Annotated in this window: 16 protein-coding genes; 13 read left to right on the top strand and 3 right to left on the bottom strand. The window is 62.0% G+C overall.

The genetic code is table 11. The annotated features are described in order from the left end of the window. Positions 1-2 precede the first annotated feature (2 nt). Entirely contained in the window at positions 3-353 is a 351-nt protein-coding gene (locus ABID44_RS02160) for a hypothetical protein (protein ID WP_354150191.1), read from the bottom strand. Between the two features lie 328 nt (positions 354-681). Here ABID44_RS02160 and ABID44_RS02155 point away from each other — a divergent pair, with 328 nt between their 5' ends. From ABID44_RS02155 to ABID44_RS02095, 13 genes are all read left to right on the top strand, one after another. Further along, positions 682-867 carry a hypothetical protein gene (locus tag ABID44_RS02155; RefSeq protein ID WP_354150190.1) on the top strand — a complete coding sequence of 62 codons (186 nt, stop codon included), beginning with the start codon at positions 682-684 and terminating at the stop codon, positions 865-867. A gap of 41 nt (positions 868-908) precedes the next feature. Continuing rightward, complete coding sequence (locus tag ABID44_RS02150) at positions 909-1811, top strand: VOC family protein (protein ID WP_354150025.1); 903 nt, start codon at positions 909-911, stop codon at positions 1809-1811. After that, a complete protein-coding gene (kdsA, locus tag ABID44_RS02145; protein WP_354150024.1) occupies positions 1808-2638 on the top strand; it encodes a 3-deoxy-8-phosphooctulonate synthase in 831 nt (276 codons plus the stop codon). Before ABID44_RS02150 ends, kdsA begins: the two co-directional genes overlap by 4 nt. Positions 2639-2848: 210 nt before the next feature. Next, complete coding sequence (gene eno, locus ABID44_RS02140) at positions 2849-4123, top strand: phosphopyruvate hydratase (protein WP_354150023.1); 1275 nt, start codon at positions 2849-2851, stop codon at positions 4121-4123. A 143-nt stretch (positions 4124-4266) separates the two neighbouring features. After that, on the top strand, positions 4267-4578 hold the full coding sequence (locus ABID44_RS02135) for an FtsB family cell division protein (protein WP_354150022.1): 312 nt from the start codon (positions 4267-4269) through the stop codon (positions 4576-4578). A 183-nt stretch (positions 4579-4761) separates the two neighbouring features. Next, positions 4762-5802, top strand: coding sequence for a pyruvate dehydrogenase (acetyl-transferring) E1 component subunit alpha (pdhA, locus tag ABID44_RS02130; protein WP_354150021.1), 1041 nt, complete (start codon positions 4762-4764; stop codon positions 5800-5802). Positions 5803-5814: 12 nt separating this feature from the next. Beyond that, the gene (locus tag ABID44_RS02125; protein WP_354150020.1) at positions 5815-7197 is read left to right on the top strand and encodes a pyruvate dehydrogenase complex E1 component subunit beta; all 1383 of its coding nucleotides are present in this window, start codon (positions 5815-5817) and stop codon (positions 7195-7197) included. Between the two features lie 19 nt (positions 7198-7216). Beyond that, positions 7217-8593 (top strand): pyruvate dehydrogenase complex dihydrolipoamide acetyltransferase, encoded by a 1377-nt coding sequence (locus ABID44_RS02120; RefSeq protein WP_354150019.1) that lies wholly within the window; start codon positions 7217-7219, stop codon positions 8591-8593. Positions 8594-8597: 4 nt separating this feature from the next. Continuing rightward, the gene (locus tag ABID44_RS02115) at positions 8598-9197 is read left to right on the top strand and encodes an SGNH/GDSL hydrolase family protein (protein ID WP_354150018.1); all 600 of its coding nucleotides are present in this window, start codon (positions 8598-8600) and stop codon (positions 9195-9197) included. A gap of 77 nt (positions 9198-9274) precedes the next feature. Beyond that, positions 9275-10720, top strand: a complete 1446-nt coding sequence (gene lpdA, locus ABID44_RS02110) for a dihydrolipoyl dehydrogenase (protein ID WP_354150017.1) — start codon at positions 9275-9277, stop codon at positions 10718-10720. Between the two features lie 129 nt (positions 10721-10849). Further along, positions 10850-11107 carry a GlsB/YeaQ/YmgE family stress response membrane protein gene (locus ABID44_RS02105; protein WP_354150016.1) on the top strand — a complete coding sequence of 86 codons (258 nt, stop codon included), beginning with the start codon at positions 10850-10852 and terminating at the stop codon, positions 11105-11107. Between the two features lie 134 nt (positions 11108-11241). After that, positions 11242-12213, top strand: coding sequence for a lipoyl synthase (gene lipA / locus ABID44_RS02100; RefSeq protein WP_354150015.1), 972 nt, complete (start codon positions 11242-11244; stop codon positions 12211-12213). Positions 12214-12225: 12 nt separating this feature from the next. Then, entirely contained in the window at positions 12226-12687 is a 462-nt protein-coding gene (locus tag ABID44_RS02095; protein WP_354150014.1) for a type II toxin-antitoxin system RatA family toxin, read from the top strand. Here ABID44_RS02095 and ABID44_RS02090 read toward each other — a convergent pair. Next, positions 12660-13205 (bottom strand): CinA family protein, encoded by a 546-nt coding sequence (locus tag ABID44_RS02090; RefSeq protein ID WP_354150013.1) that lies wholly within the window; start codon positions 13203-13205, stop codon positions 12660-12662. The genes ABID44_RS02095 and ABID44_RS02090 overlap by 28 nt on opposite strands. Next, a complete protein-coding gene (locus ABID44_RS02085) occupies positions 13202-14431 on the bottom strand; it encodes a bifunctional 2-C-methyl-D-erythritol 4-phosphate cytidylyltransferase/2-C-methyl-D-erythritol 2,4-cyclodiphosphate synthase (RefSeq protein ID WP_354150012.1) in 1230 nt (409 codons plus the stop codon). The genes ABID44_RS02090 and ABID44_RS02085 overlap by 4 nt, the downstream gene beginning before the upstream one ends. Positions 14432-14484: the final 53 nt, after the last annotated feature.

Here is a 14484-nt window from a genome sequence, read left to right as displayed (position 1 = left end):
CGTTATCTTATCGTGCAGGTCGAAGCGGTGAACGCGCCATGCGGCTGGCGCATGATGATGTCGAAGGAGGCGTCAGCCGGGTCAAGCGAGGTCACCTGTGTCAACGAAACGCTGTTGCCGCCTGAACTGAACCCTCCAAGCGGGCCCAGCCAGGAGATTTCGCCATTGGCTTCGATCTGGTAATTGTAGCCCTGCTGCGGCATCGGGAAATAGGTAGGCCCGGTATAGATGTCGCCCTTGATGGTGATATCGCCGAGGCTCAAAAACTGCCCCAGAAGATAGACTTCGCAATGATAAACGCCATCCGGCAGCCGTTCGGCGGCGTTCGCCGATGAGGCGGGCGCGCACATCATGGCGATGCTGGCTGCAAGCGGCAGAATGCTTTTCATTGCGTCTTCCGGCTGTTCCTCCTCCTGAATAGCAGCGTCGTCGGCTGCGGCCAAAGTTTATCTGCTTCATGCGCGGAAGGCGATGCGAGGGTCGAATGCAACCGTGGCGTGTCGGCAGATGCATGTTATTATTCATCCGCGCCAAGTGAGTCGGCCGGCTTTTCGGGTTGATCGGGAAGGGGTTGAAGGAGACGCCGACGGCGTCTGCAAGTTCCGCGCAAGCAAGTCTGCCTAGGGTTCGTTCCGCGTCTGAGTGTTGTTCATGGGTTGGGCAATCGATCAGGGGGAAGGAATGGAGCGGTTTCTCGAAGATTATCAAAAACGGCGGTTGACCGAGCGCTTCGACATACTGACGGCTATCAATATTTTGAAATCCCAAGGCTATGACGACGATGAAGTGATCGGGGAGATTACGCGCGTCTTTTACGTCGACCTGGATACCTATCAGGAAGTTCTGGAGCAGGCGCGCGCGGCCTGAACATTTCCGGGAGTTTGTGCGGTGCCGTCCGAAGCGTCGTCTTGAACGACAGGGCAGAATGGGGCACACCGCCAGCAATGACGCGTCCGCTCGACCATCTCGTTTTACCCACCGCCGATCTCGATCTGGCGCGCGGGCGATTGACTAGTCTCGGCTTTACCGTCGCTCCCCGTGGCGTGCATCCTTTCGGTACGGAAAACCGCTGCCTCTATTTTTCGGACGGTACGTTCATCGAGCCTCTCGCCGTTGCGGATCAGGCTGCAACCGATGCGGCGGCGACCGTGGGAAACGTCTTTGTCACGCGCGACCGCATGTACCGCGAAAATTTCGGTTCCGAAGGATTTTCCGCCGTCGTCTTCGGCAGCGAGGATGCCGACGAGGATCATCGCCGCTATGTGCAGGCCGGTGTTTCAGCGGGCGACCGGCTGGATTTCTCACGGCCCTTCGTCGATGCCTCGGGGCGAAGCGATACAGCCTCGTTTCGCCTGGCCTTCGCAGCGATGCCGCAGATGCGTGGGACCTTCGTCTTCGCCTGCCAGAGAGTGAATGCGCCGCGTGTCGACCGTTCCGCTCTCGAAGCCCATGCGAACGGCGCGAAACGGATCGCGCAAATCGTAGCGGTCGCGCCGGAGCCCGCGGCGATTACGGATTTTCTGAGCACCGGCGCCGAAGCAGGCGCAGCCGGACAGGCTGGCGAGCTCGATCTGCCCAATTCGCGCATCGCCGTGATGACGCCGGATGGATATGCGAAGCATTTCGGCCTGCCGTGCGATACCCGCGAACCCCTCGCATTTTCAGCCGTGGTGTTTTCGGTATGCAATCTCGATGCTGCGCGCCGGCATCTTGTATCGACCGGGGTGGATCACGACATGCGGGCTGATCGCATCATTGTCCCAGCCGCGCCGGGGCAGGGCGCGATCTTCATTTTCGAGGAGAATTCATGACCATCCCCAACGCCGCGGTGAAAGCCGGAGCCGTCACATTCGACAATCGCGCGCCGCTGGCCCTGATTGCCGGGCCTTGCCAGTTGGAGACGCGGCAGCACGCTTTCGACATGGCGGGCGCGCTCAAGGAAATGACGCAGAAACTCGGCATCGGCCTCGTCTACAAGTCCAGCTTCGACAAGGCCAACCGCACCTCGCTTTCGGGCAAGCGCGGCGCGGGACTGGAAACGGCCCTGCCGATCTTCGATGACATCCGCAAGGAATTCGGCCTGCCGGTGCTGACCGATATCCACACCGAGGAGCAGTGCGCCATCGTTGCTCCGCATGTCGACATCCTGCAAATCCCGGCTTTCCTGTCCCGTCAGACCGACCTGCTGATTGCGGCGGCCCGCACCGGCAAGGTGGTGAACGTCAAGAAGGGGCAGTTTCTTGCGCCCTGGGACATGAAGAACGTGGTCGCCAAGCTGGTGGCGTCCGGCAATCCCAACGTGCTGGTGACGGAGCGCGGCGCTTCGTTCGGCTACAATACGCTGGTGTCGGACATGCGCGCGCTGCCGATCATGGCGGAACTGGGCGCGCCGGTGATCTTCGACGCCACCCATTCCGTGCAGCAGCCGGGTGGGCAGGGTGGTTCATCCGGCGGCGAGCGGCGTTTCGTGGAGACGCTGGCGCGGGCGGCGGTGGCGGTCGGCGTCGCCGGCGTGTTCATCGAAACCCATCAGGACCCGGATAATGCGCCGTCCGATGGCCCGAACATGGTGCCGCTGAAGGATTTGCCGCGTCTGCTCGAAAAGCTGATGTCCTTCGACGCCATCGCCAAGGCTTGAGGCGTTTCACCCAAACGGGCGGGATGACAAAGCGCGTCGCGATCTTTCAGAGTCGCTCTTTGCGCTTCAGGTTATTGTTTTTGCGCATGCCATTATCCCGAAACCGGTTCCCACTTTCGGGCGACATGCTTTAAGGAAGCGATTGCCTTTTGGCCCGCTCATTGGCTATGACGTGGCCCATCTCTTCAACAGCCGGAACGGGGATTTCGAATGACCGCTATTGTCGATGTCGTAGGCCGCGAAATTCTCGATAGCCGGGGCAACCCGACTGTCGAAGTCGATGTGGTGCTCGAAGACGGCTCCATGGGCCGCGCAGCCGTCCCTTCCGGCGCGTCCACCGGCGCGCATGAAGCTGTGGAACTTCGCGATGGCGGTCCGCGCTATCTCGGCAAGGGTGTCGAAAAGGCCGTAGAGGCGGTCAATGGCGAGATTTTCGAGGCTATCGGCGGCCTTGAGGCGGAGGACCAGATCCACCTTGATCGCACTATGATCGAGCTGGACGGCACGCCGAACAAGGGGCGTCTCGGCGCCAACGCCATTCTGGGCGTATCGCTCGCCGTCGCCAAGGCGGCGGCCGAGGCCACCGGCCTGCCGCTCTACCGCTATGTCGGCGGCGCGCAGGCGCATGTGCTGCCGGTGCCGATGATGAACATCATCAATGGCGGCGCCCATGCCGACAATCCGATCGATTTCCAGGAATTCATGATCATGCCGGTCGGCGCATCCTCGATCCGCGAGGCTGTACGCTGGGGCTCGGAGGTCTTCCACACGCTCAAGAAGAGCCTCAAGGATGCCGGCCACAACACCAATGTCGGCGACGAGGGCGGCTTCGCGCCGAACCTGAAGAGCGCGCAGGCCGCGCTGGACTTCGTCATGGCTTCCATCGAGAAGGCCGGCTTCAAGCCCGGAGAAGAAGTGGCGCTGGCGCTCGATTGCGCTTCGACCGAGTTCTTCAAGGAGGGCAACTACGTCTACGAGGGCGAGAAGAAGACCCGCGATCCCAAGGCGCAGGCCAAATATCTGGCCCGGCTGGCTGCCGACTACCCGATCATCTCGATCGAGGACGGCATGGCCGAGGACGACTGGGAAGGCTGGAAATACCTGACTGACCTTATCGGCAAGACGGTTCAGCTTGTGGGCGACGATTTGTTCGTGACCAATTCCGCACGCCTGCGCGACGGCATCCGCATGGGCGTCGCCAATTCGATCCTCGTCAAGGTCAACCAGATCGGCACGCTGTCGGAAACGCTGGATGCGGTCGAGACCGCGCACAAGGCTGCCTACACGGCCGTCATGTCGCACCGTTCGGGCGAGACCGAGGACGCCACCATCGCCGATCTTGCGGTCGCCACCAACTGCGGCCAGATCAAGACCGGCTCGCTGGCGCGCTCCGATCGTACGGCGAAGTACAACCAGCTCATCCGCATCGAGGAAGAGCTTGGTCGCCAGGCCCACTACGCCGGAACCTCGATCCTCAAGGGGTGACCGGCCGAAGCAAACGAAAATCGCATCGAAAGGGCGGGGCAACCCCGCCCTTTTTCTTTGTCTCGTTCGGGGAGCGGGTATGAGCGTAACCGTCCATTAAGCACAATCGGCGACAAGGGAACGAAAGGATTCCGGGCCGAACCATGTGGACGCGTCAGTACAAGCAGAGAAAGACCGGGCGGCTGATCATCCCCGTCCTGTGCGCGGTTTTTGTCGCCTATTTCGGCTTCCATGCCTATCATGGCCAGTACGGCATCAATTCCCGCGAGCGTTTGGAGGAGCAGACCGCGCGCCTGCAAATTCAACTCGGGAAATTGCAAGCCCAGCGCAGCGAACTTGAGAAGCGCGTGCGTCTGCTGCATGATGGAACCTTGGAAAAGGACATGCTGGACGAGCTGGCCAGAAAGGCGCTCAATATGTCCGATCCGGATGAAGTGATCATCATGCTGCGGTGATCGGGCGGTTAACCAAAATCAGGTTAATCGCTATAATTTTCAATGAATATAACTGCTTAGCTGCATGTCAGCTATGCATTTTCTACATGGCGAAATGCAAATATGCATGGTAGCTTCCCTCTCCGTCAGTGGGGAGGAAAATCTCCCGCAAGTCCGAGAAGAGACGCTCACAGGGAGAGTTGCATGGCCACCGCAGCCAGAAAAGCGCCTGCAAGATCGAAGGCTGACGCCAAGTCGCCGAACATAGCCGCGCCCAAGCCCGCGGAATTCACCAGGGAACAGGAACTCTCGGCCTATCGCGAAATGCTGCTTATCCGGCGCTTCGAGGAGAAGGCCGGCCAGTTGTACGGCATGGGCTTCATCGGCGGCTTCTGCCACCTCTACATCGGGCAGGAAGCCGTTGTCACCGGCATGAAGATGGCGATGTCGGAAGGCGACCAGATGATCACCGCCTATCGCGACCACGGTCACATGCTGGCCATGGACATGTCGCCGCGCGGAGTGATGGCCGAACTGACCGGGCGGCAGGGCGGCTACTCCAAGGGCAAGGGCGGCTCCATGCACATGTTCTCCAAGGAGAAGCAGTTCTACGGCGGCCACGGCATCGTCGGCGCGCAGGTGCCGCTCGGAACCGGCCTCGCATTCGCCAACCGCTATCGCGGCAACAAGAGCGTGTCGCTGACCTTCTTCGGCGATGGCGCCTCCAATCAGGGCCAGGTCTATGAAAGCTTCAACATGGCCTCGCTGTGGAAGCTGCCGGTGATCTACATCATCGAGAACAACCGCTACGCCATGGGCACCTCCGTGACCCGCTCCTCAGCCGAAACCGATTTCTCGCATCGCGGCGCGTCGTTCAAGATACCTGGCGTGAAGGTGGACGGCATGGATGTTCGCTCCGTGAAATCCGTGTCCGACATGGCGCTGGAATGGTGCCGCAGCGGCAACGGCCCGATCATTCTCGAAATGAACACCTACCGCTATCGCGGCCACTCCATGTCCGATCCGGCCAAGTATCGATCGAAGGAAGAAGTGCAGAAGATGCGGTCCGAGCATGACCCGATCGAGCAGGTGAAGGCGCGCCTTCTCGATAAGAAGTGGGCGAACGAGGACGATCTGAAGGTCATCGACAAGGAGGTGCGCGACATCGTCGCGGACGCCGCTGAATTCGCACAGAATGATCCCGAGCCGGATGCATCCGAGCTCTGGACGGATATCGTTCTCTGAGGGAGGGAGCACATGCCCATTGAAATTCTCATGCCTGCGCTCTCCCCGACCATGGAAGAGGGCAACCTGTCCAAATGGATGAAAAATGAAGGCGACAAGATCGTCGCCGGCGATGTGATCGCCGAGATCGAAACCGACAAGGCGACCATGGAGGTCGAGGCTGTCGATGAGGGCACGCTGGGCAAGATCCTCGTTCCCGCCGGCGCTGAAGGCGTAAAGGTCAACACGCCGATCGCGGTTCTGTTGCAGGACGGTGAAAGCGCCGATGACATCGGTAAAGCTGCTGCTCCGAAAGCCGATGAACCCAAAGCGGAAGAAGCCAAGCCTGAGCCGGAATCTGCGAAGCCCGCGCCGGTCCCTGCCGCGCCGAAGACGGAAGTGGCCGCCGATCCGGACATCCCGGCCGGCGTCGAGATGGTGTCGACAACCGTGCGCGAAGCGCTGCGCGACGCCATGGCCGAGGAAATGCGTCGCGATCCCGACGTCTTCGTCATGGGCGAGGAAGTTGCCGAATATCAGGGCGCATACAAGATCACGCAGGGGCTGCTGCAGGAATTCGGCGACCGTCGCGTCGTCGACACTCCCATCACCGAGCACGGTTTTGCAGGCGTTGGCGTGGGCGCCGCTTTCGCGGGCCTGAAGCCGATCGTCGAGTTCATGACCTTCAACTTCGCCATGCAGGCGATCGACCAGATCGTCAATTCAGCGGCGAAGACACTCTATATGTCTGGCGGCCAGATGGGCGCGCCTATCGTGTTCCGTGGTCCGAACGGTGCGGCGGCGCGCGTGGCGGCCCAGCACTCGCAGTGCTATGCCGCCTGGTACAGCCATATTCCCGGTCTCAAGGTGGTGATGCCCTATACGGCGGCTGACGCCAAGGGCCTGCTCAAGGCGGCGATCCGCGATCCCAATCCGGTGATCTTCCTTGAGAACGAGATTCTGTACGGCCAGCACTTCGACGTGCCGAAACTGGACGATTTCGTGCTGCCCATCGGCAAGGCGCGCATCCACAAGAAGGGCGACGACGTGACGCTGGTGTCTTTCGGCATCGGCATGACCTATGCGGTCAAGGCCGAGGAAGAGCTGGCGGCGATGGGCATAGATGCCGAGATTATCGATTTGCGCACCATTCGCCCGCTCGATTTCGACACGATCATCGAGTCGGTGAAGAAGACCAACCGGCTGGTGGTGGTCGAGGAGGGCTTCCCGCAAAGCTCGGTGGGCGATCACATCGCCGCCCAGGTGTCGCAACGCGCCTTCGATTTCCTCGATGCCCCCGTCATCACCATTGCCGGCAAGGACGTGCCGATGCCTTACGCGGCCAATCTCGAAAAACTGGCCTTGCCGAATGTCGGCGAAGTCGTCGAGGCGGTGAAAGCCGTCACCTACCGGTAAAGGCGCGAGGGAGGACGATATGCCAATCAACATCACAATGCCGGCCCTTTCTCCGACCATGGAAGAGGGCAATCTGAGCAAGTGGCTGGTCAAGGAGGGCGACAAGGTTTCGCCCGGCGACGTGATCGCCGAGATCGAAACCGACAAGGCGACCATGGAGGTGGAGGCGGTTGACGAGGGTACGGTCGCGAAGATCGTCGTGCCGGCCGGAGCCGAGGGCGTGAAGGTCAATGCGCTGATCGCGGTTCTGGCTGAAGAGGGCGAGGATACGCAAGCGGCCGCCAAGGCTGCCGGCAGCGCGCCGGCCAAGGCTGAATCTGCGAAGATGGAAACCAGGCCGGAAAGCGCGCCCGCACCTGCCGAAGCGCCTCGGTCGGAAGCTCCTGCGCCTGCAAAACCCGAAGCGAAAGCTGCAGCCGGCGAGACGGATCGCGTTTTCGCTTCCCCGCTCGCGCGCCGCATCGCAAAGGATGCCGGGCTCGACCTTTCGGCGGTTTCGGGGTCTGGCCCGCAGGGTCGGGTGGTGAAGGCCGATGTCGAGGCGGCGATCGCCGGCGGCGGGGCCAAGCCTGCTGCTGCGCCGGCAACTGCTGCGGCCGGAGCGGCGCCCGCCGCCGCGCCGGCGGTCAAGCCGATGTCGGACGATGCGGTGCTGAACCTGTTTGAGGAAGGCTCCTACGAGCTGATCCCGCACGACAATATGCGCCGGACCATCGCCAGGCGTCTGGTGGAGGCGAAGTCGACGGTGCCGCACTTCTACCTCACCGTCGATTGCGAGCTGGACGCTTTGCTGGCGCTGCGCAAGCAGCTCAACGACGCCGCCCCGGTGAAAAAGACCGACAACCCGGCCGGTGGGGGCGCGGAGCCGGCCTACAAGCTTTCCGTCAACGACCTGATCATCAAGGCGCTGGCGCTGGCGCTGAAAGAGGTGCCGGACGCCAATGTGTCGTGGACCGAGGGCGCGATGGTGAAGCACCGGCACGCCGATGTGGGGGTGGCGGTGTCGATCCCCGGCGGGCTGATCACGCCGATCGTGCGCAAGGCGGAGGAAAAGAGCCTGTCTTCGATCTCCAGCGAGATGAAGGATCTGGCGGCGCGGGCGCGGATGCGCAAGCTGAAGCCGGAAGAGTATCAGGGCGGCACCACGGCGGTGTCGAACCTTGGCATGTTCGGCATCAAGGACTTCGCCGCCGTCATCAACCCGCCGCATGCGACGATCCTGGCCATTGGCGCGGGCGAGCAGCGGGCGGTGGTGAAGGACGGCGAGATCAGGGTCGCCACCGTGATGTCGGTGACCTTGTCGACCGACCACCGCGCCGTGGACGGGGCGCTGGGGGCCGAACTGGTCGGCGCCTTCAAGCGCCTCATCGAAAACCCGATGGGACTGGTGGTGTAGGCGCATGCGCACGGTCCTCTGCTACGGCGACTCGTTGACCTGGGGCTACGACGCCTCGGGCCCGCGCCGCCATGCCCTGGAGGACCGCTGGCCGAGCGTGTTGCAGCGGGAGATGGGCGACGGCGTTCATGTCATCGCCGAAGGCCTGAATGGGCGAACCACGGCGTTCGATGACAATCTGACGAGCGCCGATCGCAATGGCGCTCGCTTCCTGCCGACATTGCTGTCCTCGCATGGCCCGCTCGATCTGGTGATCATCATGCTGGGCGTCAACGACATGAAGCCGTGGATACACGGTGATCCATTCGTCGCCCGGCAGGGCATGCGCCGTCTCGTCGCCATCGTGCGCGGCCATGACGATCCGCTGGGGTTTCCCCAACCGCAGATTCTCATTGTTGCGCCGCCTGTTTCGGTTCCGGGCCAGAAGGGTGCGGGCGAGCTTGCCGGTTATTACGAGAATCTCGCCGATGAAGCCGGCTGCGGTTTTCTGGATGCTTCGAATGTGTGCGGCGTCACGATCGATGGCATACATATGGATGCTGAAAACACGCGCAAACTGGGAGAGGCGCTCGCTCCGGTCGTACGGGTGATGCTGGAGCTTTGAGCATCTCTTTGATAACGGAAAGCAATATGATTGGCTGCTGCTGACGCGCAGCGCCGCTTGAGGAAAGGCAGATATCTATGGCCGACACCTACGACGTCATCATCATCGGCTCCGGCCCCGGCGGGTATGTCACCGCCGTGCGCGCCGCGCAACTCGGCCTCAAGACGGCGATTGTGGAGCGCGAGCATCTGGGCGGCATCTGTCTCAACTGGGGCTGCATTCCCACCAAGGCGCTGCTGCGCTCGGCGGAGATCAAGCACTATGCCGAAAACCCCGCCGCCTATGGTTTGAAGATCGACGGCAAGGTCAGCGCCGACATCGACGCCGTGGTGGAGCGCTCGCGCGGCGTGTCGCGCCGGCTGAACGGCGGCGTCGCCTTCCTGATGAAGAAGAACAAGGTCGACGTCATCTGGGGCGAGGCGAAGCTTTCCAAACCCGGCGAGATCGTGGTCTCAAAAAGCTCCAAGAAGCCGATGGAGCCACAGAACCCCGCGCCCAAGGGCGTCAAGGGCGAAGGCACCTATCAAGCCAAGCATATCATCGTCGCCACCGGCGCCCGCCCGCGCGCCCTCCCGGGTATCGAGCCGGACGGCAAGCTGATCTGGAGCTATTTCGAAGCCATGGTGCCGAAGGAAATGCCGAAGTCGCTGCTGGTCATGGGCTCGGGCGCCATCGGCATCGAGTTCGCTTCCTTCTACCGCGCCATGGGCGCGGAGGTGACCGTGGTCGAGGTGATGCCGCAGGTCATGCCCGTGGAGGATGCGGAAATCTCCAAATTCGCTCAGAAGCAGTTCGAGAAGCAGGGCATGAAAATCCTGCTCGACGCCAAGGTCGCCAAGGTCGAGAAGGGTGCGAATTCGATCACGGCCCATGTCGAGACAAAGGACGGAAAGGTCGAGAAGATCACCGCCGACCGCATGATCTCGGCAGTCGGCGTTGTCGGCAACATCGAGAATCTGGGGCTGGAGGCGCTTGGCGTGAAGACCGATCGCGGCTGCGTGGTGGTGGACGGCTATGGCAACACCAATGTATCGGGCATCTATGCCATCGGCGATGTCGCCGGCCCGCCCATGCTCGCCCACAAGGCCGAACATGAAGGTGTGATCTGCGTGGAGAAGATCGCCGGCGTTCCGGGCGTTCATGCTCTGGACAAATCGAAGATTCCCGGCTGCACCTATTGCAGCCCGCAGGTGGCGTCGGTCGGCCTCACCGAAGCCAGGGCTAAGGCGGAAGGCCGCGTCATCCGCGTCGGCCGTTTCCAGTTCGCCGCCAACGGCAAGGCCATCGCGCTGGGCGAAGACCAGGGTCTCATCAAGACCATCTTCGACAAGAAGACGGGCGAGTTGCTTGGCGCGCATATGGTCGGCGCGGAAGTGACCGAACTGATCCAGGGCTTCGTCGTGGCGATGAACCTGGAAACCACCGAGGAAGAACTGATGCATACGGTCTTCCCGCATCCGACCCTTTCCGAAATGATGAAGGAAAGCGTTCTCGACGCCTATGGGCGCGCCCTGAACGCCTGAGCCAGCCTCTCGGAGGCAGCGAAGACCCATCCGGAATCTTCGCTGCCGGGCCCGAGGCCAGCCATGGAACCAGATGAAAGGTTCGAGCGTTGCATGTGAATTCTAATCCTTTGCGGAAGGACCATTCATATGGACGTCAATGGTGTGGGCTGGATCGCGGCGATAGTGGTCGGCGGGGTTGCCGGCTGGCTGGCCGAAATCGTGATGAAGAGCAATATGGGTCTCCTCATGAACATCGTTCTGGGGATCGTCGGCGCGGTGGTGCTGAACGCCATATTGCAGGCTCTCAACATCGGTTCTTTCGGCGTGGGCTGGCTTGCCTATCTCATCACGGGCTTTGTCGGCGCGTGCATTCTGATCTTCGTGGGGCGGATGGTGCGCCAGTAGCGCTTCGCTTCGCTCTGCATTTCACCAAGGCCGTGGCGGCAGGTTCCGCCACGGCCTTTCTTATTCCGGCAAAACGTCCTAGATGACAGTGAGGGCGCGACACCATCCGCGCCCGCGAAAAAATTGGATCGGACATGGTCACTGTTCTTGACAATATCGCAAATCCGCCGCGGGTGAGGCACCCCGAAAAGGCGCATCGCCCCGATCAGGAGGTGCTGCGCAAGCCCGAGTGGATTCGCGTCAAGGCTCCGGTTTCAAAGGGCTATGCCGAAACCCGGGAGATCGTGAAGTCGAACAAGCTGGTGACCGTGTGCGAAGAGGCGGGTTGCCCCAATATCGGCGAGTGCTGGGAAAAGAAGCACGCCACCTTCATGATCATGGGAGAGATTTGCACACGCGCCTGCGCCTTCTGCAACGTCGCCACCGGCATTCCGACCGCGCTTGATCTGAACGAGCCGGAGCGCGTGGCGCATGCCGTGCGCCAGATGGGCCTTACACATGTCGTCATCACCTCGGTCGACCGCGACGATCTCGCCGATGGCGGCGCGCAGCATTTCGCCGATGTCATCCACGCCATCCGCGCCGCGACGCCCGCGACGACCATCGAGATCCTGACGCCGGATTTCCTGCGCAAGGACGGCGCGAAGGCTCTTGAGATCGTGGTGGCGGCGAGGCCGGATGTCTTCAATCACAATCTGGAGACGGTGCCGTCCAACTATCTGACGGTGCGCCCCGGCGCGCGCTATTTCCACTCGATCCGTCTGTTGCAGCGGGTGAAGGAACTCGATCCGTCCATCTTCACCAAGTCCGGCATCATGGTGGGGCTGGGAGAAGAGCGCAACGAGGTGCTGCAACTCATGGACGACCTGCGCACCGCCAATGTCGATTTCATGACCATCGGCCAGTACCTTCAGCCCACCCGCAAGCACCATCCGGTCAAGCGTTTCGTAACGCCGGAGGAATTCAGCTCCTACGAGACCATCGGCAAGACCAAGGGCTTCCTTCTGGTGGCGTCCAGCCCGCTGACGCGCTCGTCTCACCACGCCGGCGAGGACTTCGCAAGATTGCGGGCGGCCCGTGAGGCTGTGCTGCGGAAATCGGCCTAAGCCTTTCGTTTCATGCCAAAGTTCGAGGCCACCCGCCAAGTCGCCCATTCGCCGGATAAGATGTTCGCGCTCGTGGCGGATATCGAGCGCTATCCGGAGTTCCTGCCTCTGTGCGAGGCGCTGACGGTGCAGTCGCGCCGCGAGCGGGACGGCAAGACCTTGCTCGTCGCTTCGATGAGCGTCGGCTACAAGGCCATTCGCGAGACGTTCACCACGCAGGTACTTCTGAAACCGGAGAACCGGGCGATCGACGTCAAATACATCGACGGTCCGTTCAAATATCTCAGCAATGTCTGGGAGTTCGAGGAAGACGGGGCGGGTTGCCTGGTGCGGTTCTTCATCGACTATGAATTCAAGAGCCGGCTGCTTGGGGCGGTGATGGGGTCGATGTTCGACCGCGCCTTCCGCATGTTCGCCGAAGCCTTCGAAAAACGCGCGGATGCGATCTACGGGCGTTCGGCGGAGACGGCCTGAATGTCTGCAAGCGCGCTGAGGCCCATGCGCAGCGCGTGCGTGACCGTTTCGCGGCGGATGTAATCCCGGCCGCGATTGTCGAAGATGCATTTCTCCACAAGGACGGGCTTGCCCTTCAACGCCAGCCCGAACCATACCAGACCGACCGGCTTGTCCGCGCTGCCGCCATCAGGGCCGGCGACGCCGGTGACGGCGAGCGCGATGCCGGCGCGCGAGTGTTTGAGCGCGCCTTCGGCCATCTCGCCGGCGGTTTCGGGCGATACTGCGCCGTGCTCACCCAGCGTCTGTTCAGAAACGCCTAGCATCTCCATCTTGGCTTCGTTGGAATAGGTGACGAAACCGCGGTCCACCATGGACGAGGAGCCCGGAATATCGGTCATGGCGGCGATGATCAGCCCGCCGGTGCAGCTTTCGGCGGTGGCGGCCAATATTCCGCTGCGTTTGCACGCTTTCAGGAAACGATCCGCCAGTTCTCCGACATCGGCCTGTTTGACCTCTCCGACGCCTGCCTCCGTCATGCGGGAACCTCCCCGGGATAGATGACGCTTGCTGTCGCGATGGCCGCAATGCCTTCTTCGCGGCCGACGAAACCCAGCCTTTCGTTGGTGGTGGCCTTTATCGAAATGCGCTCACCCGAAATGCCCAGCATGGAGGATAGTTCCGCGACCATGGCCTCGCGATGGGGCCCGATTTTGGGAACCTCGCAGATCAGGGTTACGTCGGCATTGGCGATCCGGCCACCGCGCGCCCGCACGATCGCCACCGCATGTTCCACGAATTGCCGCGATGCCGCGCCCTTCCATTGTGGATCGGAGGGCGGGAAGTGCGTTCCGATATCGCCGGCTCCGCAGGTGGCGAGCAGGGCGTCGGTCAGAGCATGGAGGCCGACATCGGCGTCGGAATGGCCGGACAGCTTGCGGGTGTGGGGAATGGTGACGCCGCACAGCACGACATGATCGCCGGCCTCGAAGGAATGGACATCGTAGCCATTGCCGGTGCGGACATCCGGAAAACTTGAAGCCGTTCCTTTAAGCCGTTGGTCCGCCATTGAAATATCCCTTGCCCAAGTAAGCTTGACATTGTCAGGTGAGCCCGGCACCAGCTTTACCGGGATGCCTGCCCATTCCGCGATCGCCGCGTCGTCGGTGAAGTCGTGGCGGCCGAGCGCATGCGCACGGTCATGCGCCTGAAGAATCGGTGTGTAGGGGAAACCCTGCGGCGTCTGGGCTCCATGCAGGCCGGCACGCGGCACAGTCTCGCTGACCATGCCGCCGAAGGCTTCCCGCTTCAACGTGTCCGCCACCGGCAAGGCCGGCAAAGCGCCCTGGTCGCCTGTGATCGTGTCGATGGTGCGGCTGATCAGCTCCATATCGCAGAAAGGGCGAACCGCATCATGAATCAACACCTTGGCCGGGGCGTCTTCGTGGAGCGCCAGAAGGCCGAGGCGGACGGATTCCTGTCGTGTCGGGCCGCCGATCACGATGGTGATGCGCTCATGATAATCTCCTGCGGCCTTGCGCAGTAATTCACGGTCATCCCCATGAATCGCGACGACAACCGTATCCACTTGCGGATGCGAGAGGAACGTTTCCAGCGTGTGCGCAATGACCGCCCGGCCGCCGATATGGCGATATTGCTTGGGGCCGTCGGCCTGTCCGGCGCGCTCACCGCGCCCGGCGGCCACAATCACGGCCCCGATCCGGTACGTCCCTTTCGTCACAGAAATGTCGGTTCGCTCAGCCATGGCGGTGGCTTAGTCGCGCGGCGTCGCGAAGGCCAGCCTTTTCAGCAGTCCGA

Source organism: Aquamicrobium ahrensii (genome assembly GCF_040545755.1).
GTDB lineage: Bacteria > Pseudomonadota > Alphaproteobacteria > Rhizobiales > Rhizobiaceae > Mesorhizobium > Mesorhizobium ahrensii.
Note: the sequence above shows the minus strand (reverse complement) of the source record. Positions and strands in the feature narration are given on the sequence as shown.